An 18,979-nucleotide genomic window follows, 5' to 3' on the forward strand; every position below is an offset into this window, starting at 1 on the left:
CGCTCACCTCGTGAGCGCAACCTGCCTGAAGGAGGCTACAAGAGCCTTCTCCAGCTTGCCGTTCATTCCGCACAGGATGTTATAAGCCTCCAGGCGCGGCATCGTCGGCTTGTAGCGGCGATGCTCGATCAACGCCGCGAAGATGTCCGAGATCGTGAGAATACGAACGAGGTCGCTGATGCTCTCGCCGCAGAGAGCATCCGGATACCCGCTGCCGTCGAGATATTCGTGATGATGACGCACGGCGTCGAGAATCTCGGGCGAGATCTTGTCGTGGCCCTTCAGGAAATCGTAGCCCGCCGCCGGGTGAGTCTCGATCATGGCACGTTCCTCGGGATCGAGACGGCCGGGCTTGTCGAGGATCGCAAGCGGGATCCGGGCCTTGCCGATATCGTGGAACATGGCCGCCGTATACAGACGCTCCAGATCGGGCCTGCCGATGCCGAGGCTCAGGCCGAAGTCGATGGCGAGGCCGGTCACGAGCAGGCAATGCTGATAGGTCCCCTCATGATGGCGCCGCACCGTCGTGAGCCATTCCGACAGGCCATGCTGGGTGATGCGATCGGCGATCTGGCGGCCGGCTTCCCTGGCGCCGTCAACATCGAGCGGCTGGCTCAACGTCACCGAAGTGAACATCGACGCGATGGCGGTCGCCGCGGTCTCGACGGCGTTGCCGGATTGCGCGGTTTCGCCTGACGAGGCAGACGACGGCTCTGCCGGATCGGACAGCGCCGCCAGCAATTTGACCCGGTTGACCGGTCCGGGAAGGACGAGCGTCGCGCCGAGTGCGTAGGCCTGCGATACGACCGCGTGGGAGGTGTGATCGAGCAGAAAGATGCGTTTTTTCGCCTTCGCCAGCTTGCCGGCCCGCTTCTTGATGGCCGCGATGGTCCCGACGTCGCGCAGCTCCGCGCGGATGACGAAGGCGAACGGCTGCTGTGACAATTTGGAATCGGCGTCGAGCCGTTCGCCCGCAACGGTGAATTTGTCTTCGACGATCGAGCACACGCCTGACAGCTTATCGGACGTGTCGGCCAGCACATGAACGAATGGGCGGGCGACTTCCCGCTCTCGGATCCCGGCGTCACGCTTGACGGGGCTTGGTAAGGTTCGCGCGTTCTGCACGGTTCGACCTCGACGTTGCCATAGTTCAATCCGGGGAAAGGATTCCCCCGGCTTACTTGCTCTGAATCGAGTTCTGCGTTGCCGCGATCTGTCGGTCTGCCGGCTTCTTCTTGCTCTCTGCGGTGACGAAGCGCACGCCCGCCGTGGTGCCGTCGATCCAGACCAGCTCGCAGCGCCGGTAGGCGAGCCCAGTCGAAGACAGCAGCAGGAAGAATTCTTTGGCCTGGAGTACGTCGAGCGTGCCCTCGACCTCGATCTTGGCTCCGCTTTGTGAGATGTCGAGCAGAACGCAGCCGCGGCGCCACGTGCCGTCCGAGCCCATCAGATTGACCGGCTGCTTGTGATCCAACTTCACGCGCGCCGCCTTGCGGCCGTCGAACTTCATCGGCTAGCCCCCGCTTTTGCGCCGCGACTTCCCCGACTGCTCCCCTTGACGCTTGCGGCGATTTCCCCCCACCGCACCGTCCACTGGCTGGTCGACAGAAGCAGCGTCTCGAAAATGAGTTGTGCGCGTTCGCGCTCGGCAAAGGAAAGTCTGGTCCAGCTGCGGTTGCTCAGGATGGCGAGCGTGGTCTGCCAGTTCAGCCGCGAAGCCCGGCAGGCCATGACCAGTCCTTCGCAATCGTCGTCGGTCATGACGTGCTCGACGATCTCGACGGGAGTCCCCGAAAGCACCGACAAGGCCGTGAGCAAATTGGCGGTCTCGCCGCGGATCGCGAAGCGATTGACCGTGGAATCGTTGAGCTTGCCGATGCGGTTGAGCGCGACGATCTCCGGCCGAGCGCTCGCATAGGCGGCCGCACTGGGCAACCGGGGCACAATCGGCGCTGCCGCTTGTGGAGCCGAAACGGAGGGAGCCTTTGTCTCCGCGCGAGCGTTGGGGGCCGGCGAGGCCGACAGCAATTTCTTCAAGACCGGATCTGGCGTGCCTGGTCTCAGCGCCAGAGCCTTTGTGAGTTCGTCATCGCCTGCGCACGTCTCGACGAGTGCGACGTAGGCGGCATCGGAGAATTGTGCACCTGCGTTGCCGATCAGGGCAAGGTGGACGGCTCGGACGCCGCGCCTGATGAGCGTCTCGGTCAATTGCGGCTCGATGCGCGCGCGGGCAGCAATCGCGAGCTGCTGTGGTTCGCCGCTCGAGATCGCGATCGTTTCAAGATCGGACGCGGACAGCGCGAGCGATTTGAGCAGAACGCGGCAGGCGACGTCGGGATCATCGTGCGAGGCAAGGCGTCTCGATGTCTCCGGTGGAGCTGCTTTGAGTTCGGCGAGCGCATCGCCGAGTTGGATCAACGCGCTGGCGTCGAGCCGCTCCATCAACCGCAGCAGGACCCGGTCGACCACATTGGCAAGCAATTGCTGCGGCTGCTCACGGCTGCCGCTGAGCAGCTGCAAAATGCCTTCGAGGATGCGGGCGCAACGGTCCAACGGGCAGGTTGCGACCGCATCCTCCAGCTCGATCAATATATTAGCAGGCGCGTTTGCCATCATGGCAGGGGGCCCGGATGCAATGACTTTGACGATCTAACGCGTTTCATTTCGCCCGAAAGGCGTTAATTTGCTTTTTATGGATTGCGCAGCCGGATACCGAATGACCGGAAAACGCTATCGAAATTTGGCGAGATCCCGCGTCCCTCCTTGTCCTCAGGACTGGACGCTCGTCTCCTGAGGGCACACGCTCAGATCGATTCCCTCGGTCTGACGTAAAACCGAAGGGGGGAGCGAACGGCTCATTGCCGGGCGCGTGTCGTTGCGACGCTGCGCTTCTCGTCGCCATGAACAGCATTGATGATGTGCCCAGCTTGGCACCCAGAATATTTCGCTTTTCAGATGTCGATGAATTTCGAAATGCCATCCGAGGCCTGAACTTCGAGTTTACGCCTTTTGTTCGGAGGATTTCGGCCGAGCAGATCATTCTGTCGATGCCTGGATGCGACGTGAATCTGACGACCGCATTTCCGCGCGTGGTCGACGCCCAGCTTGTCGAGAATTGCACGGCGGTTGGTTTCACGATGGACGACCTCGACGTGCCGATACGCTTCAACGGCTCGCAGCGTATGCGTCCGGCTGTCGTCATCGGCAGCGGCGGCGCGGCCTATACCATCATCGAGGAAGTGCAGCGGCAGATCGCCTCTGTGGTTTTCAGGCCGGAGGTGACCGAGCGCGGCTGGCCGAGACCGACCCAGAGCTTCAAGATTTTCGAAACGAGCGCCGTTGGCATTCATCGGTTGCGCAGTGTGGTTCGCGAGATCCTCGCCGCGGCCTCAGCGCCGGTCGAGGCGTCAGATATTCCGCTCAAGGCGAGAGCAATGAGGGAGTCTCTTCTCGCGGCCGTCGACCACGCGCTGGAAAACGTCGTTTCGGCCCGCTGGACCCTGCGCCCCAACGACGAGCGGAACTTCAGGATATTCAGGGATATCAGCGCTCTCCTGTCCGACGATCTCTCGCAGCCGATCTACAGCGAGGAGATTGCCCGCAAGCTCGGATTGTCCGTCCGCACGATGCACGACGTCGTCCGCCGCTATCGCGGCATGAGCCTGCACCGTTACCTGCGTCTGCGCCGGCTGTGGCTGGTGCGCCAGCGCCTGCTCGCGGGCGCCGGCAGTGTCAAAGCCGTGGCGCTCGCGTTCGGCTTCTGGCATCTCAGCGACTTCTCCCGAAGTTACCGCGACCAGTTTGGCGAGACGCCGTCGCAAACGCTGGAGTGCGGACGCGGGCGATAGTTGGCAAATCGAGTAGGGCGGCCGCCGGTTTCGTGCTACCGTCAGGGGATGGGCAATCGCATCCTCGTTCTCTACGGTTCCTACCGTTCCGACCGCATGGGCATCCGCCTTGCAAATTTCGTCATCAATCGGCTGCGCGAGCGCGGCGACGAGGTGACCTTCATCGACGCCAAGGCGATCGGGCTGCCAATGCTCGACCGCATGTACAAGGAGTATCCGAAGGGCTCGGCGCCCGAGGCGCTGGAGAATCTGGCCGGGCAGATCCGCAGCGCCGACGGCTTCGTCTTCGTCACCGGCGAGTACAATTGGGGCATCCAGCCCGGCCTGAAGAATCTCACCGACCATTTCCTCGAAGAGTGGTTTTGGCGTCCGGCCGCGATCGTGAGCTATTCGGCCGGCCGCCTGTCCGGCGCGCGCGCCGCAACCGCCTGGCACGGCACGCTCTCCGAGATGGGAATGGTGGTGGTGTCGAGCACCATCGGCGTCGGTCCGATCGCGCAGACGCTGTCGGCCGAGGGCGAGCCGACCGGCGACGGCGGCAAGGCCCTGGAGCGCGCGTTCCCGCGCTTTGCCGACGATCTCGCCTGGTGGATCGAAGCCGCCAAGGCGCAGCGGGCGCGCAAGGCGCCGCCTTACTGAACCCGTCTGGCCGGCGACCTCGCAGCGTTGCCGATTGTGAGCCCAGCGGCCTCGCCGATGTTGCGAAGGTAGACCAAAATACCGGGGGCTGCGAAGAATACAGTCAGGATGGCCGCGGCGACCGCGACGGAACGGAGCGGGAAGCCTGCTCCGATCGCTGGTGAGCGCGCTTCTTAAGCGACATGTCCTGCGCGGGTCGGGTCGCACGTCCCTGTTGCGATCCGCCCCTGGTGCCGGAATGCCGTCGCTCGCGTGCCACCAGCTTACCCTCCGAGCGCTGGCGAAGAAAAATCACGAAGGCAAAGAAAGGTAAGGATGGCATCCGCTCAACGGCGGCCATCGACAGAGTGCTCAGCTCTCGCGCCCTATTCAGTGAGGAGCCAACCCACATCTATTCCTTGATTCAGATCAACATCCACTCGCACGGATGTCGTCGGATGGAGTTTCAACTTCGGTAAGGTCTCACCCGGGGAACTCTATCATGAAGATTGCATTGCTCTCGTTGGCAATGATGGTCGGCCAGCCGACGATTTCCGTCAGCGACCGCGTCCCTCACTTCGATGTCGAGGCGCTGTGCAAGGCGACCGTAGCCACCGACAAGGCAATGGGTTTGACTTTGCCGGAGAGCTACGACAACTGCATGCGCGACGAGAATACCGCGCTCAAACAGCTCAACACCGTCTGGCTCCAGAATTCCGACACCCTTCGAAACCAGTGCGAAGGTGAGGCGACTGCCGGCGGCAGTGACAGCTATGTCGACATGCTGACCTGTATGCAAATGGCGGATTGGGCGAAATCGACGGCGGACGCTCCAAAATTGAGGGGCGCGAGCAAGAACCGAAACAAGCTGTGAGACGCCGCCGAGGAGCATTTGCGGCGCCTGACCACTATTCGAATCGACCCTGCTGATCGCCTCCGAACGTCCCTCCTGCGAGCGGGACGAACGTCTGACTCATTTTTGAAGCGTGTCGGCCCTTTCTCAGATGACGGGAGACCTGCGTCATGAAAATCTTTGGCTGCTTGCTCGCAGGCGCGAGTCTTCTTGTCCTTATCATCGGTGCCCCGGTGTCGGCTCAGCAGATGACTGGCGTTTCGGGTGATCCCGGCGCCAGTATCACGATCGACGGCAAGCAGATCCCGCCTCCAGACCCGAAGTTCGGCGGTGTCATCAGGGAGAAGGCCACCGAATCGAAGCCGTGGTGGGCGCCGCGCGTGGTGCCGCCGAAGGGCGCACCCAACGTATTGCTCATTATGACCGATGACCAGGGGTTCGGCGCACCCAGCACATTCGGCGGCGTCATACCTACACCTTCCATGGATCGCATCGCGAAAGCGGGGCTGCGGTTCACGAACTTTCACTCGACGTCACTTTGCTCGCCGACCCGCGCAGCACTCATCACCGGCCGCAACCATCATTCGGTCGGATTCGGCGTGGTCGGCGAAATAGCAACTGGCTTTCCCGGCTACGACTCGATCATTCCCATCGAGAAGGGCACCATCGGCACGATCCTGAAGGCGAACGGCTACGACACCTCGTGGTTCGGCAAGGATCACAACACGCCCTCCTACCAGTCGAGCCAGGCCGGACCCTTCGAGCAATGGCCCAACGGGATGGGCTTCGACTATTTCTACGGTTTCGTCGGCGGAGATGCGAGCCAGTGGCAGCCGAACCTGTTCCGCAACACCACGGCCATCTATCCGTTCGAGGGCAATCCCAAGTGGAATCTGGAGACGGCGATGGCGGACGACGCCATCCAGCACATCAAGCAGCTCAAGGAGGTCGCGCCCGACAAGCCGTTCTTCGTGTACTATGTGCCCGGAGCCACACATGCGCCACATCATCCGACGCCTGAGTGGATCAAGAAGATCAGTGAAATGCACCTGTTCGACGACGGCTGGAATAAGGTGCGTGAGACCATCTTCGCCAACCAGAAGCGCCTGGGCATCATGCCCGACAACGCCAAGCTGACGCCCTGGCCGAAAGACCTGCCACAGTGGGATTCGCTCAGCTTCGACGAGAAGAAGCTCTTCATCAAGCAAGCGGACGTGTATGGCGCTTTCCTGGCTTATGCCGATCATGAAATTGGCCGTGTGATCCAGGCCGTCGAAGATCTCGGCGAGCTCGACAACACCCTGATCATCTATATCGGCGGCGACAACGGTGCGAGCTCCGAAGGTATGATCAACGGCACGCCGAACGAGTTCACCACCTTCAATGGCGTCGCCGTTCCGGTGAAGGACCAGTTTCTCTGGTACCCGTTCTGGGGCTCGGAGCGGACGTTCCCGCACTTCGCGGCGCCCTGGGCATGGGCGATGGACACGCCGTTCAAGTGGGTCAAGCAGGTGCCGTCGCACTTCGGCGGCACGGCCCAGGGCGTCGTCATGTCGTGGCCCGGTCACATCAACGACGCGGGCGGCATCCGGCGCCAATTCCATCACGTGATCGACATCGTTCCGACCATCCTGGAAGCGACCCGAATTCCGCAACCCGAGACAATCAACGGGGTCAAGCAGAGCCCTGTCGAAGGGGTGAGCATGGCGTACACCTGGGACAAGGCGAACGGCAACGCTGCCACCCGGCACGCGACGCAATACTTCGAGATGCTCGGCAACCGCGCGATCTACAAGGACGGCTGGGTGGCGGCCACGACGCCGGCGACGATCCCCTGGGAGCTCAGCACCAAGACGCCTCCGGACGTCATCACCGGCTACAATTGGGAACTCTACAACGTCAACGAGGATCCGACCCAGTTCAACGATCTCGCCAGCCAGCTGCCGGACAAGCTCAAGCAGCTTCAGGACGCCTTCTACGCCGAGGCGAAGAAGTACAACGTGCTGCCGCTCGACAACTCCTCGCTCTCCCGCTGGAACACGCCGCGCCCGAGCCTCACGGCGGGACGCACGGTGTTCAACTATTCGGGCGAACTGACTGGCGTGCCTGCAAGCGCCGCGCCCAGCATCCTCAACAAGTCGTACACCATCACGGCCGAGGTCGACGTGCCCGAGGGCGGCGCGGAGGGCATGATCGTCACCGAAGGCGGACGCTTCGGCGGCTATGGCCTGTTCCTGAGCAAGGGCGACTTCGGCGTGGGCCACGGCAGGGTGGTGTTCCTCTACAACCTGCTCGACCTCAAGCGCACCATGTGGGAAGGCCCCGAGCTTGAATCCGGCAAGCACACCATCGTCTTCGAATTCAAGGCCGATGGTCCTGGCCTGGGCAAGGGAGGGACGGGCGTTCTCTCCGTCGATGGAAAGATCGTAGCCAAGAACTCCCTGGAGCACACCACGCCGATCACGTTTCCGGAGGATGAAACCTTCGATATCGGCCGGGACACCCGGACCGGGGTCGCGCTCTTGGAGTATCGTTACGACTCTCCGTTCAAGTTCACGGGCAAGATCGACAAGCTGACTGTCAAGCTCGAGCCCTTCACGCCGGAGCAGATCGCGGAGGCGGCTGCGCAACGGCAGTAGGACACGCCGACGAGCGGGAGACCTCTGAGCCGCTCTCAGTCAATTGTCAGTGCTGCATCACGATTTGGTCGGAAGGAGCTTGCGATGATCACAAAGAACAACATCGATAGAACGTCTCCCGCAGGAATCCGTATTCCCTCTCGTCCACAACGTTTGGTTCGCCTGGCGATGGCTGCGCAGGTGCTCGCCTGGGCCTTTCCGCCCTCCGGCCTCTGGCCGCAGCGAAGAGGGCGTCTTACGCCGCCCTGACCTCGCCGAGGAAGCGGTCGAACTGTCCGGCGAGGTCGCGCGATTGCGTCGAAAGCTGCTCGGCGGCGCCGAGCACTTCCCTGGCAGCAGCTCCGGTGTCGTCGGCGGCGCGCTGCACGCCTGCGATGTTGGTGTTGACCTCCTGGGTGCCGCGGGCGGCCTCCTGGACGCTGCGGGAGATCTCCTTGGTCGCCGAGCCCTGTTGCTCGATCGCCGCGGCGATCGCGGTGCCGATCTGGTCGATCTCGCCGATGACGTCGGCGACGTTGCGGATCGCGGCCACGGTCTCGTCGCTCGCGGTCTGGATCGCCGTGATCTGCTCGGAGATTTCGGTGGTGGCCTTGGCGGTCTGGCCCGCCAGCGATTTCACCTCGGAGGCGACCACGGCAAAGCCGCGGCCGGCCTCGCCGGCGCGGGCGGCCTCGATGGTCGCGTTCAGCGCGAGCAGGTTGGTCTGCTCGGCTATGCTCTGGATCAGGGTGACGACGTCGCCGATCTTTTGCGCGCCCTCGGCGAGGGTGCGCGCAGTGTCGCCGGTGCGGCGGGCGTTCTCGACGGCGCGGGCCGCGATCTCGGTGGATTGTGCGACCTGACGGCCGATCTCGGAGATCGAGGAGGTCAGCTCTTCGGTGGCGCTGGCGACGGTCTGCACGTTGGTCGAGGTCTGCTCGGAGGCTGTGGCGACGACCGCGGCCTGGCTGTTGGTCTGGGCCGCCGTCGAGGTCATCGACTGTGCCGTGCTTTCCATGGTCGAGGACGCGTTCGACAGGCCGCCGACGAGCTCAGTGACCTTGGCCTCGAACGCGCGGGTGAGTTCGTCGAGCGCCTGCGCGCGGCGCATCTTGCCGTCGTTCTCGGCCTGCTTCTCGGCCGCGAGCCGGTCAGCCCGGATCATGTTGTCCTTGAAGACCTGGACGGCCGCAGCCATCGCCCCAATCTCGTCGGAGCGCTCGGCGCCCGGGATGCTGTCCGCAACCTCGCCCTCGGCGAGCCGCGACATCCGGCTGGTCAGGTTGACGATCGGCGCGCAGACGCGGCGGCGAACCATCACGATGAGGCCGGCGCTCGCGATCAACACGGCAGCAAGGCCGAGCAGCGCGATGGTGAAGCTCATGCGCGCGGCGGAGGACGCGCCGGCAAGGATCTGCTCGGCATTGTCGTAGAATGCGTCACGGACCTCGATGATGGTGCTGAGGCCGCGCTGCGTGGCGGCGTAATAGGTCTCCATGTCGTGTTCGTACTTGCCGCTGATCGCACCGTCCTTGACGAGCTTGAGCTCGCGGCCGAACTCCTCGACATAGATCGAGCTGAACTTCTCCAGCGCGCTAGCGACGTTCGCCGGGGTTGCCGGATTGCCGCGTAATTCCAGCAGCGCCATCACGAGCTGGTCGTTGCGGCCCTGCGAGCGGCCGATGTCGGCCTTCTCGGTGTCGGTCGCCGGCTTCTTGCCGCCGACGAGATTCTTATGAAGGCTGGAGTTGAAACCGCCGACGTCGCGCAGCGTCATGGCGGTGTTGGCGTAGCTGGCCTGCCGGTAGGCGTCGCCGTTGAGGATCGCCATGCGGCGGACCTGCTCGTTGAGCAGCGCGGTCACGCCGCTGTTGAGCACAGCGTTCTCGGCGACGATCTTCTTGGCCGCGTCCTTGCGTGCCTCGGCCGGTCCCGCGAGCGCCTTGTCGATGGCCGCGCGGAGCGCGGTGAATTTCGCATTGATGCCGTCGATGTTGCTGCCGATGGTGTTGCCGTCGTCGAACGATCCGGGCAGCTCCTTGCGCAGGGCATTCATCCTGTCGCGGGCGCCGTCGGTCTGCTTGCGCAGCTTGTCCTGTTCGGCGAGCTGTGCCGGATCGATGGTGGCAGGGCCGTAGAGGATGTTGGTGGAAAAGCCGCGTTCGGGGTTGAGGTAGCGCGGGATGTCGCTGGCCGCGCGGACGATTGCCAGCCGCCCCTGGGCCTCGGTGATCCGCTCCATGGTCTGGTACTTGGTCACGGCGACGTAGACGGCGAGGCCGCCACCGACGGTCGAGAGCGAGACGATGGCGGTGGTCAGGAGCGTTCCGATTTTCATGATCTGTCCGGCAATTGGCGCGGGAGGGGAGAAAGATATTCTCCGGAAATTGACAGACCCGTATTAATCGGGGGTTTACGCTGCCGGGGTCCGCGGGTGCGGGCCTGGCCTAGCGACCAAGGGTAGCAAGGATCTCCAGCGTCACGGCGTCGCGCTCGCCTGCGAAATAGCGGGCGAGCGCCTCGCCGAACACGGGCTCGTTGGACACCGCGCCGAACAGCGTCATCGACGAGCGGAATTTGGCGTCATCCGGGGCGCCGAGGATCGCGTTGATGCTCCGGCCCTGAACCGCGAGCACGAGCCTGGTACATTCGATCAGGCGCGTCCCGAGCAAGGAATGGGCGAGATAGGCCTTAGCCTCCGCGCGGGAGCCGATGGCGTAGCGCTGCGACATGGCGCTGGACCCGAGTCCGGCGACCTGCGGAAAGACAAACCACATCCAGTGAGTCTGCTTCCGGCCCCGGGTCAGCTCCTCCAGAACGTTGCGGTAGACCGGATCCTGGGCCCGGAGAAAGCGCTCTAGATCGAAAAGATCGGTCATTAGATACCTCAAGGTGCCTTGTCGCAACCCTTGCCGGCCGCGATTATGCCTAACTTTTGGCTCCCAATGTGATAGCTGGTATAGAGTCGCCGGGTGGGGGTTGGGCCCCCCGGGGGTCGTTTTGGGGATCTGATGGTTTCCGACCGCGCAAGCGCCGAGAGGCTGTTGCCGCGCCGCCGTATGGGGCGAGCGGAGACGATATTGCTGTCTTTGGCTGCCGTCGCGCTGGCACTGGGGACTGCTGCCTGGGTCGCTGATATCGGCGATACGACCGCACTGGTCACTGCTGCACTGCCGCCGGCCAATAGCCCGTCTTTCGAGGACCGTTTCGCGTCGGCGTCCGGCAATCCGCCGGCCCGCGAGTTCGGCCTGCGGACGATGGAGCGTTCCGCCTTGAGCGCGGTCCAGCTCAAGCTCCGCGACGCCAAGGCGATGCTCGCCCAGAAGCTCCAGGGCGACGATTGGCGCTCGACCCTGACCGATGACGACCGGCACATGGTTGATGAGACCAGGCCCGGTACGCAGCACGCCGACGCGGTGCCCATGCCGCGCTCGCGCCCGGCGCAGGCGGACCTCTCCGCCCAGATCGCGTCGAGCCAAGCGTACGCGGAGACCAACCCCAGGGTCGACAACCGCAACTTGTTCGAAAAATTCACCGACAAGATCAGGCTCGCCTCGCTGACGCCCGGCGACGGCCTGTTCGGCAAGGCGCCGGACCTGGCCGCCCTTGGCTACGATTCGCGGACGGCGGTCTATGACATCAAGGCCAAGGCGCTTTACCTGCCGAGCGGCGTCGCGCTGGAGGCCCATTCCGGCATGGGCGCGCTTATGGACGACCCCGATCATGTCGATCAGCGCATGGTCGGTGCGACTCCGCCCGCGATCTACGACCTGAAGCCGCGCGAGAAGCTGTTCCACGGTGTCCGCGCTTTGCGCCTGACGCCGACCGAGGGCACCAGCGCACTCGGCCGCGTCGGCCTTCTCACCCACAATTACATGCTGGGCCCGCGCGGCGATTCCAACGGCTGCGTCTCGATCAAGGATTATGATCGTTTCCTCAAGGCGTGGGACAATGGCGAGTTCAACCGTCTTGTCGTGGTGCCGAGCCTGAGCGGATCGGCGACCGCCTCGCAGCGCGCCAGCACCGACTCCTGATATTCGCCTGCTGCGGCGGGGCTGCCGTTTCCCCTTCGTTAAGCCGTCATCGTCCAGAAGCAGCCCATGAGTGATCCATCAAGTTCCGAGACCCCGCTGCGCACGACGTTCAAGATCAAGCTGAACGGTGACACGTTGGCGATAGCGACCGTCGGTCAGGCCTATCAATTCCTCACCAACTTCAAGTCGGTCGAATGGATGGAATTCCGCTCCCTGCACGAGGACGCCGTCGAAGCTCTGGAAGGTGCGGCCGGTAACGCGATGCTGGCGGTGCAGGCAACCAACGCCGTGCGCGCGCTGTTCGTCAGCGCCAGGCTGCTCTGAAGCTCGTCTGCTCACGGTCTCGTAGTCCGGGTGGAGCGCGCTGCGTCATGCGGGCTAGCGGCCAGGGGCCTTCTCCTCGCGCATCTTGAACTCCACGACGGGAACGGGCAAACGATCCGCGAAGATCGTCGCTGCAAGCCCATATGTTTGAAATTTAGTTCAGGGAGAGACCCATCATGAAACGCCGTACATTTCTCAAGGGCGGCGCAGTCGCCGGCGCGACGACGCTGGTTGCTGCACCTGCGATCGCGCAGAGCGCGCCCGAGATCAAATGGCGCCTGACCTCGAGCTTCCCGAAGTCGCTCGACACCATCTACGGCACGGCGCAGACCTTCGCGAAATACGTCGCCGAGGCCACCGACAACAAATTCCAGATCCAGACCTTCGGCGCCGGCGAGATCGTTCCGGGCTTGCAGGCGCTCGACGCCGTCAGCACCGCCTCGGTAGAGATGGCGCAGACCCCGCTCTATTTCTACATCGGCAAGGAGCCTGCGCTGGCCTATGCCACCGGCGCCCCGTTCGGCATGAATCATCGCCATCAGGAATCGTGGTGGCACTTCGGCGGCGGCGCCGATCTCACCAACGAAGCGCTCAAGCCGTTCAAGGCGCACGCCATCCTCTGCGGCAATTCCGGCACCCAAATGGGCGGCTGGTTCCGTAAGGAGATCAAGACCGTCGACGATCTCAAGGGCCTCAAATTCCGCATCGCCGGCATGGGCGGCCATGTGCTGGCACGGCTCGGCGTCGTGCCGCAGCAAATCGCGGGCGGCGATATCTATCCGGCGCTGGAGAAGGGCACGATCGACGCGGTCGAGTTCGTCGGCCCCTATGACGACGAGAAGCTCGGCTTCCAGAAGGTCGCCAAATACTATTATTTCCCGGGCTGGTGGGAAGGCGGCGCGATGCTGCACATGATCGTCAACGACGAGAAATGGGCCTCGCTGCCCAAGCAGTACCAGGCGATCGTCAACCAGGCGGGCGCGGCGGCCGGCGCCTGGATGCTCGAGAAGTACGACAGCGTGAATCCGGCGGCGCTGAAACGGCTGATCGCCAACGGCGCGGAGCTGAAGGCGTTCCCGCAGCCGGTGCTGGAGGCCTGCTACAACGCGACCCAGGACCATCTGAACGAACTCGCCGCCAAGAGCGACCTGTTCAAGCGGACCAAGGAAAGCCACGACGCGTATATGAAGGAGCTGCTGTTCTATACGCAGATCGCGGAGAATTTTTACGACAACTATCTGCTCAGCAAGATGCGCAACAAGAGCTGACGGCGAGAGGGCGCGGCTCTGCGATTGCGCCGCGCTCTTGTAGGGTGGGCAAAGGCGCATTTGCGCCGTGCCCACCACTACTTGCTTGACTCGTCATGGTGGGCACGCTGCGCTTTGCCCACCCTACGAGATCTATCGTGTGTTGAATTACGCCGTCCCCAACCCCAGTTTCGCATAAATCCGCCGCGCATAGACACCGAACGCATCGGTCGTCTTGAGCGGAAGGTCACGCGGGAAGGGCAGGTCGATCGGGAAGTAGTCGGCCATCTTCGCAGGTCCCGCCGTCAGCACCGCGCAGTGTGACGACAGGAATACCGCTTCCTGGATCGAGTGCGTGACGAAGATGATGGTCTTGCCGCTCTCGCGCCAGATCCGCAGCATCTCCAGGTTCATCTGCTCGCGCGTCAGGGCGTCCAGCGCGCCGAACGGCTCGTCCATCAGGATCAGTTTTGGATCGTGGATGAAGGCGCGCGCGATCGCGGTGCGTTGCTGCATGCCGCCGGAGAGTTCTCGCGGATATTTCTGCTCGAAGCCTGAGAGGCCCACCAGGTTGAGCAGGTCGCGCGCGCGTTCGCGCGCGGCCTTCATCGGCAGGCCGACGATCTCGGCCGGCAGCAGCACGTTGTCCAGGATGGTGCGCCATTTCAGCAGCAGCGCTTGCTGGAACACCATGCCGATGTCGCGGGTCGGGTCGAACGGGCTTTCGGCGTTGCCGATCTTCACCGTGCCGCCGTCGGCGCCGTGCAGGCCGGCCAGGATCTTCATCACCGTGGTCTTGCCGCAGCCGGACGGCCCGACCAGCGAGACCAACTCACCCTCCTGCACGTCCATGGTGACGTCGGAGACTGCCAAAAATTCGGCGCCGCCGCTGCGATAAACCTTGCGGACGCCTCGCAGGCTGATGAAGGGTTCTGAACTCATGCCAGCCATTTGCTCAAATGGGCGGCGACGAAGGCATCGTCGCTGAGGTCGGCATGCTCGCGGTAGACGCGGTCGATCTCCTCCTTCTGACCGGGGCTGAGGCCCTCGTCCGGATCGAGGCACCACAGGCCCCGCATGAGGCCCTGGCGCCGCAGCACTTCGTGGCAGCCGGCGATGCAGCCGTGAAAATTGTTGGCGACGTCGAAGAAGGCGCTGTTGCAGTCGGTGACGCGGGCATCGAGGGCCAGCAGGTCGGCCGGCACGCTGTCCTTGTGCCGTGCCGCCTTGCAGCGTTCGAACTGCTTGATCGCACTCGCCGTCCACACCGACCAATGGCCGAGCAGTCCGCCCTTGAAGTACGTGCGCGTCGTCACGCCTTTGTCGCGCAGATCGAACGGCAACATCAGGTCAAGCAGGATGTGGTCGTCATTGCCGGTGTAGAGCGCGACGCGGTCGAGCGCACCTGCGGCCGCGACGCCGCGCAGGACGTCGAGGGTGCGATAGCGGTTGAACGGGGCGATCTTGATCGCGATGACGTTGTCGATCGAGGCGAAGCGCTGCCAGAACCGGCTCGACAGGATGACGCCGCCGACGGCCGGCTGGAGATAAAAGCCGACCAGCGGAATCTCGGCGGCGACCGCCGTGCAGTGCGCGATGATCTCGTCCTCGGAGGCGTTCTTCATCGCGGCAAGACTGAGGAGGCCCGCATGATAGCCGATGTCCCGCGCGGTACGGGCCTCGGCAACGGCCTGCGTGGTCGGGCCGGCGAGGCCTGCGACCATCGCCAGCGGACGCTTGGTCCAGTTGGCCGCGGTCTCGGCGGCAAGCTCGAGCACGGGCCGATAGAGCCCGACCTCGCGGATGGCGAACTGCGTGGTGTGGACACCGACCGCAAGGCCGCCGGAGCCGGCGTCGATGTAGTAGCGCGTCAGCGCGCGCTGACGCGTTTCGTCGAGCTGGCGCTCGGCGGTGAGCGCGAGGGGATGCGCCGGCATCACGGTGCCCTCGGCAATCAGCTTGCGGATGTCGGCATTGATCTGGCTGTGGTGCATGATGTCCTATCCGAATTCCGGGCCGGCGACGGCGAATGGCATTTCTTCACCGGCAGTGGTGGCGGGGCCGAACCGCATGCGCTGGAACGGCCGTTCGATGGTCCAGCCGGATGCCGTCAGGCCTTCCAGAAACGTCCTTTGCGAGGCGACAGCGTCGAGCAGCAGCGGACCGGTCTCGGATCGCGCGATCGCGTCGACCAGGCCCAGCGCTGCCAGCGCATCGTCTGCCAACAACGGGCCGACATGGCGGGCGGTGCGGCCGTAGCGCACCAGCGCGATGGCGCCGTTCGCGCCGACGATGCGTGAACCGGAACGCTGCGCGAAGGCTTCGAGCAGCGCGGTCCGGTCGAAACCGGTGGCCCGCTTGTCCCGCGCACGAAGCGCTTCGATGGTCGCGGATGACGATGGCGGCGTTTCGGCCGGCGCAGGATTCGCCAGCTTCAGGCGGCGCAATTGTAGCGTCGGCGTGAACCCCAGTGGTCCGTAGACGGCGGCGCCGTCGGGCGTGGCGTCGAGCCAGCTGGTCAGGCCGTTCTGGCGCGCCGTCTCCAGGCAACTATCGACGAGGTGCGTGGCAAACCCACGGCGGCGATGCGTGCCTGATACCAGCACCATGCTGATCCAGGCGTTGTTGCCGGAATAGGGCAGCAGGGCGGCCGTGGCGACCAGCCGCATGCCGTCGCGAATGCCGAACACGATTCCGTCGCGCAGGAAGATGCGCCAGTCCTCATCGGTCTGGTTCCAATGCGCTTCCGTCGACAACGCCAGCCCCGCGATCGCGTCGTCGACGCCGAGCCGGACGATGTGCGGGGCGTCAGTAACGGCCATCGCGGACCTCGTATTTGGTGGGCTTGCCGAGGCTCGGCATGGCCCGCGAGACCCAATCGGCGGTCCAGGCGATCAGCTGCTCGGTGTCCACGACCGGCAGGCCGAACAGGTCCACGGCCTTCGAGGTGTCGGTCAGCCATGCTGTCGGCTGCTCCTCGCCGACAAGCACCGGCGCGCGGCCGAACCTTGCGCCGAATTTTGCCGCGAGATCACGCACCGCCAAAATCTCGTGGCCGCTGACATTGATCGGCGAGGTTGGCGCGGTGCAATGGGCGAGGCAGCGCAGCGCCTGCGCGGAGGCGTCGCCCTGCCAGATGAAGTTGACGTGGCCCAGGCTGACGTCGATCGGCGCACCCGTGAGCACTTTCGTCGCGATGTCGTGCAGCACGCCATAGCGCATGTCGATCGCGTAGTTGAGGCGGAACAGCCGGCCGGGCGTCGAAAACTTGCGCGAGAAATATTCGAACATCCGTTCGCGACCGACGCACGACTGGGCGTATTCGCCGGGCGGGTTCGGCGCCATCTCCTCGGTCGAGCCTTTGCCGTCGACGGGCACGAAAGGATAGATGCAGCCGGTCGAGAACGCCACGATGCGCGACGACGGAAAGGCCTGCGCCACCAGCGCCGGCACATGCGCGTTCATCGCCCAGGTCAGCGACAGATCGCCCTCGGCGCCGAATTTTCGGCCGGCCATGAAGACGACGTTCGGCGCCTTCGGCAGCGACTGAATGGCGCTTTCGTCCATCAGATCGCAATTGATGGTTTCGACGCCGCGCGCGTGCAGCCATTCCTTCACGCCGGCCTCGCTGAAGCGGGCGACGCCAATGACGTGGCGATCGGGAGCGGCCGCCTTCGCAAGTCCCGCCAGCGTCGGACCCATCTTGCCGCCGACGCCGAGGATCATGATGTCGCCCTCGACCTTGGCGAGGTCGTCGATCAGCGCTTGCGTCGGACGGCACAGGAGATCGTCGAGCGCCGCGATATCGGGAATCGTCTTGGGCAGGGTCTCGCGGGTGAGCAGCATGGTCGGTCCTTCGTTAGTTTTGTCTGGCGTCGCCGACGACGAACATGCGTTCGAGGACGAGGACCAGGCCGTAGAGAGCGACGCCGAGCACGGTCAGCAGCACGACGGCCATCACCATCGCGGGCGTGTCGAGCGAGGACTGGACCTGGATCATGAGGTAGCCGAGCCCGCGCTCGGAGGCGATGAACTCGCCGACGATGGCGCCGGCGACCGCGAGGATGGCGCCGACCTTCATGCCGGAGAATATGTAAGGCAGCGATCCCGGCAGCTGGATCTTGCGGAACAGCGTCCAACGCGAGCCGCGCAGCGATTTGACGAGGTCGAGCAGGTCAGGCTCGACCTCGCGCAAGCCGCGCGCGGTGGTGAGCAGAATCGGAAAGAAGCAGATGCTGAAAGCGATCAGGATGTTCGGGATGATGCCGTAGGAGAACCAGACGATGAAGAGCGGGCCGAGCGCGACCTTCGGGATCATGTTCAGCGTCACGAACAGCGGCAGCAGCACGAGGCTGAGCAGCGGCGCCCAGCTGAAGATCACGGCGAGCGCGACACCGACGAAGGCGCCGAGCGCGAAGCCGCCGAGGATCTCGATCGCCGTCACCAGCGTGTTGGCGCCCCAGGCGTAGTTCGCGGTTCCCAGCGTCTGGATCGTCGCGAGCGGGGAGGGCAGAATGAATTTCGGCACGTGGAAGGCGTCGACCGCGACCTGCCAGAGCACGAGCACGGCGAGGTGCACGATCAGGATGATCGCAAAACTGCGCGAGGCGCGTGCGCTGTCTCCTGCCACCGATTGCTCCCTGTTGGCGCGGCGGCGATGCCGCTGGTCGCAAGCCTAACCCTCCTCGGCGAAAGTTTCAACCAGTTGGTTGATTAGGGCCGGAGCGACTGCAGCACCAGGTCGGCGACATGGCGGCGGCGGGCGCGCCGTGCGGTGCGGCTCGACAGGTCCTTGCCGAAGATCGCCGACAGCGTCGGCGTGTTGGAGAAGAAGAAATAGCTGAGGCCCGCAATGGAGATATAGAGCTGGACGGGATCGATGCCCTTGCGGAACACGCCCGCGCGCACCCCCTCGTTGAGAATGTGGGACACGCTCTTCACCAGCGGGGAGTGCATCGCTTCCAGCCGGGTCGAGCCGCGGACGTGGCGGGCGCCGCCGCGGTTCTCGTCGTTCAAAAGCACGATGAAATCAGGGTTTGCGGCCAGGTGGTCGAACGAAGCCTCGATCAGCTTGCGGATCGCCTTCTCCGGCGGCAGGCCCTCGAGATTGAGCCGGCGCTCCTGCTCGCGGATGTCTTCATAGACCCATTCGAGCACGGCGAGGTAGAGCGCGTCCTTGTCGCCGAAATAGTGGTAGACCAGCTGTTTGTTGACGCCTGCGCGCTCGGCGATCTCGTCTACGCGGGCGCCCGCAAATCCGTGCCGGGCAAATTCCAGCCGCGCCGCGGTGAGCAGTTTTTTGCGGGTGGCGACGGGGTCGCGGCGCTGCGGCACGGTGTCGCCAGATCGTTTTGCGGGCATTTCCAACCAAACAGTTGACAAGTGGAGGGCGGGCTTGTTGCATTGGTATCCTCACACGGGGAGAGCGACAAGCCGG

The 18,979-nt window shown here is 64.1% G+C and carries 18 protein-coding genes; 7 read left to right on the forward strand and 11 right to left on the reverse strand.

Features of this window, described 5'->3' with window-relative positions:
• Positions 1-3: 3 nt before the first annotated feature.
• From CIT39_RS15735 to CIT39_RS15745, 3 genes are read right to left on the reverse strand one after another with little or no spacing between them, the layout of a single operon-like run.
• Positions 4-1,125 carry an HD-GYP domain-containing protein gene (locus CIT39_RS15735; protein WP_094974437.1) on the reverse strand — a complete coding sequence of 374 codons (1,122 nt, stop codon included), beginning with the start codon at positions 1,123-1,125 and terminating at the stop codon, positions 4-6.
• A 52-nt stretch (positions 1,126-1,177) separates the two neighbouring features.
• Positions 1,178-1,510 (reverse strand): PilZ domain-containing protein, encoded by a 333-nt coding sequence (locus CIT39_RS15740; RefSeq protein ID WP_094974436.1) that lies wholly within the window; start codon positions 1,508-1,510, stop codon positions 1,178-1,180.
• On the reverse strand, positions 1,507-2,616 hold the full coding sequence (locus CIT39_RS15745; protein ID WP_094974435.1) for a DUF2336 domain-containing protein: 1,110 nt from the start codon (positions 2,614-2,616) through the stop codon (positions 1,507-1,509). The genes CIT39_RS15740 and CIT39_RS15745 overlap by 4 nt, the downstream gene beginning before the upstream one ends.
• A 284-nt stretch (positions 2,617-2,900) precedes the next feature.
• Between CIT39_RS15745 and CIT39_RS15750 the strand changes: the two genes are divergently transcribed.
• The 4 genes from CIT39_RS15750 (at position 2,901) to CIT39_RS15765 (ending at position 7,958) form a co-directional block, all read left to right on the forward strand.
• Positions 2,901-3,848, forward strand: a complete 948-nt coding sequence (locus tag CIT39_RS15750) for an AraC family transcriptional regulator (RefSeq protein ID WP_094974434.1) — start codon at positions 2,901-2,903, stop codon at positions 3,846-3,848.
• A gap of 48 nt (positions 3,849-3,896) precedes the next feature.
• Positions 3,897-4,487 (forward strand): NADPH-dependent FMN reductase, encoded by a 591-nt coding sequence (locus CIT39_RS15755; protein WP_094974433.1) that lies wholly within the window; start codon positions 3,897-3,899, stop codon positions 4,485-4,487.
• A gap of 481 nt (positions 4,488-4,968) precedes the next feature.
• Positions 4,969-5,340: a hypothetical protein gene (locus tag CIT39_RS15760; RefSeq protein WP_094974432.1), complete on the forward strand. Its 372-nt coding sequence runs from the start codon at positions 4,969-4,971 to the stop codon at positions 5,338-5,340.
• 227 nt (positions 5,341-5,567) lie between these two features.
• Complete coding sequence (locus CIT39_RS15765; protein ID WP_244607588.1) at positions 5,568-7,958, forward strand: arylsulfatase; 2,391 nt, start codon at positions 5,568-5,570, stop codon at positions 7,956-7,958.
• A 235-nt stretch (positions 7,959-8,193) separates the two neighbouring features.
• Here CIT39_RS15765 and CIT39_RS15770 read toward each other — a convergent pair whose 3' ends face one another.
• On the reverse strand, positions 8,194-10,275 hold the full coding sequence (locus CIT39_RS15770; protein ID WP_094974430.1) for a methyl-accepting chemotaxis protein: 2,082 nt from the start codon (positions 10,273-10,275) through the stop codon (positions 8,194-8,196).
• A 109-nt stretch (positions 10,276-10,384) separates the two neighbouring features.
• Positions 10,385-10,816 carry a DUF1810 domain-containing protein gene (locus CIT39_RS15775; RefSeq protein ID WP_094974429.1) on the reverse strand — a complete coding sequence of 144 codons (432 nt, stop codon included), beginning with the start codon at positions 10,814-10,816 and terminating at the stop codon, positions 10,385-10,387.
• A gap of 201 nt (positions 10,817-11,017) precedes the next feature.
• Here CIT39_RS15775 and CIT39_RS15780 point away from each other — a divergent pair, with 201 nt between their 5' ends.
• The 3 genes from CIT39_RS15780 to CIT39_RS15790 all read left to right on the forward strand — a co-directional run bounded on the left by CIT39_RS15780 (position 11,018) and on the right by CIT39_RS15790 (position 13,563).
• A complete protein-coding gene (locus tag CIT39_RS15780) occupies positions 11,018-11,971 on the forward strand; it encodes a DUF2778 domain-containing protein (RefSeq protein WP_162308522.1) in 954 nt (317 codons plus the stop codon).
• Positions 11,972-12,037: 66 nt separating this feature from the next.
• Positions 12,038-12,295, forward strand: a complete 258-nt coding sequence (locus CIT39_RS15785) for a hypothetical protein (protein WP_094974427.1) — start codon at positions 12,038-12,040, stop codon at positions 12,293-12,295.
• Between the two features lie 176 nt (positions 12,296-12,471).
• Complete coding sequence (locus CIT39_RS15790) at positions 12,472-13,563, forward strand: TRAP transporter substrate-binding protein (protein ID WP_094974426.1); 1,092 nt, start codon at positions 12,472-12,474, stop codon at positions 13,561-13,563.
• A 147-nt stretch (positions 13,564-13,710) separates the two neighbouring features.
• Here the strand turns inward: CIT39_RS15790 and CIT39_RS15795 are convergent, their stop codons facing one another.
• The 6 genes from CIT39_RS15795 to CIT39_RS15820 all read right to left on the reverse strand — a co-directional run bounded on the left by CIT39_RS15795 (position 13,711) and on the right by CIT39_RS15820 (position 18,903).
• Positions 13,711-14,493 carry an ABC transporter ATP-binding protein gene (locus tag CIT39_RS15795; protein ID WP_094974425.1) on the reverse strand — a complete coding sequence of 261 codons (783 nt, stop codon included), beginning with the start codon at positions 14,491-14,493 and terminating at the stop codon, positions 13,711-13,713.
• Entirely contained in the window at positions 14,481-15,536 is a 1,056-nt protein-coding gene (locus CIT39_RS15800) for a dihydrodipicolinate synthase family protein (protein ID WP_094974424.1), read from the reverse strand. Before CIT39_RS15800 ends, CIT39_RS15795 begins: the two co-directional genes overlap by 13 nt.
• Positions 15,537-15,542: 6 nt before the next feature.
• Entirely contained in the window at positions 15,543-16,364 is an 822-nt protein-coding gene (locus CIT39_RS15805; protein ID WP_094974423.1) for a GNAT family N-acetyltransferase, read from the reverse strand.
• Positions 16,351-17,388 (reverse strand): NAD-dependent epimerase/dehydratase family protein, encoded by a 1,038-nt coding sequence (locus CIT39_RS15810; protein WP_094974422.1) that lies wholly within the window; start codon positions 17,386-17,388, stop codon positions 16,351-16,353. Before CIT39_RS15810 ends, CIT39_RS15805 begins: the two co-directional genes overlap by 14 nt.
• Before the next feature lie 13 nt (positions 17,389-17,401).
• Positions 17,402-18,172: an ABC transporter permease gene (locus CIT39_RS15815; protein ID WP_094974421.1), complete on the reverse strand. Its 771-nt coding sequence runs from the start codon at positions 18,170-18,172 to the stop codon at positions 17,402-17,404.
• 83 nt (positions 18,173-18,255) lie between these two features.
• Positions 18,256-18,903: a TetR/AcrR family transcriptional regulator gene (locus tag CIT39_RS15820; protein ID WP_094974420.1), complete on the reverse strand. Its 648-nt coding sequence runs from the start codon at positions 18,901-18,903 to the stop codon at positions 18,256-18,258.
• Between the last annotated feature and the right edge of the window lie 76 nt (positions 18,904-18,979).

Source organism: Bradyrhizobium symbiodeficiens, assembly GCF_002266465.3.
Classification (GTDB): domain Bacteria; phylum Pseudomonadota; class Alphaproteobacteria; order Rhizobiales; family Xanthobacteraceae; genus Bradyrhizobium; species Bradyrhizobium symbiodeficiens.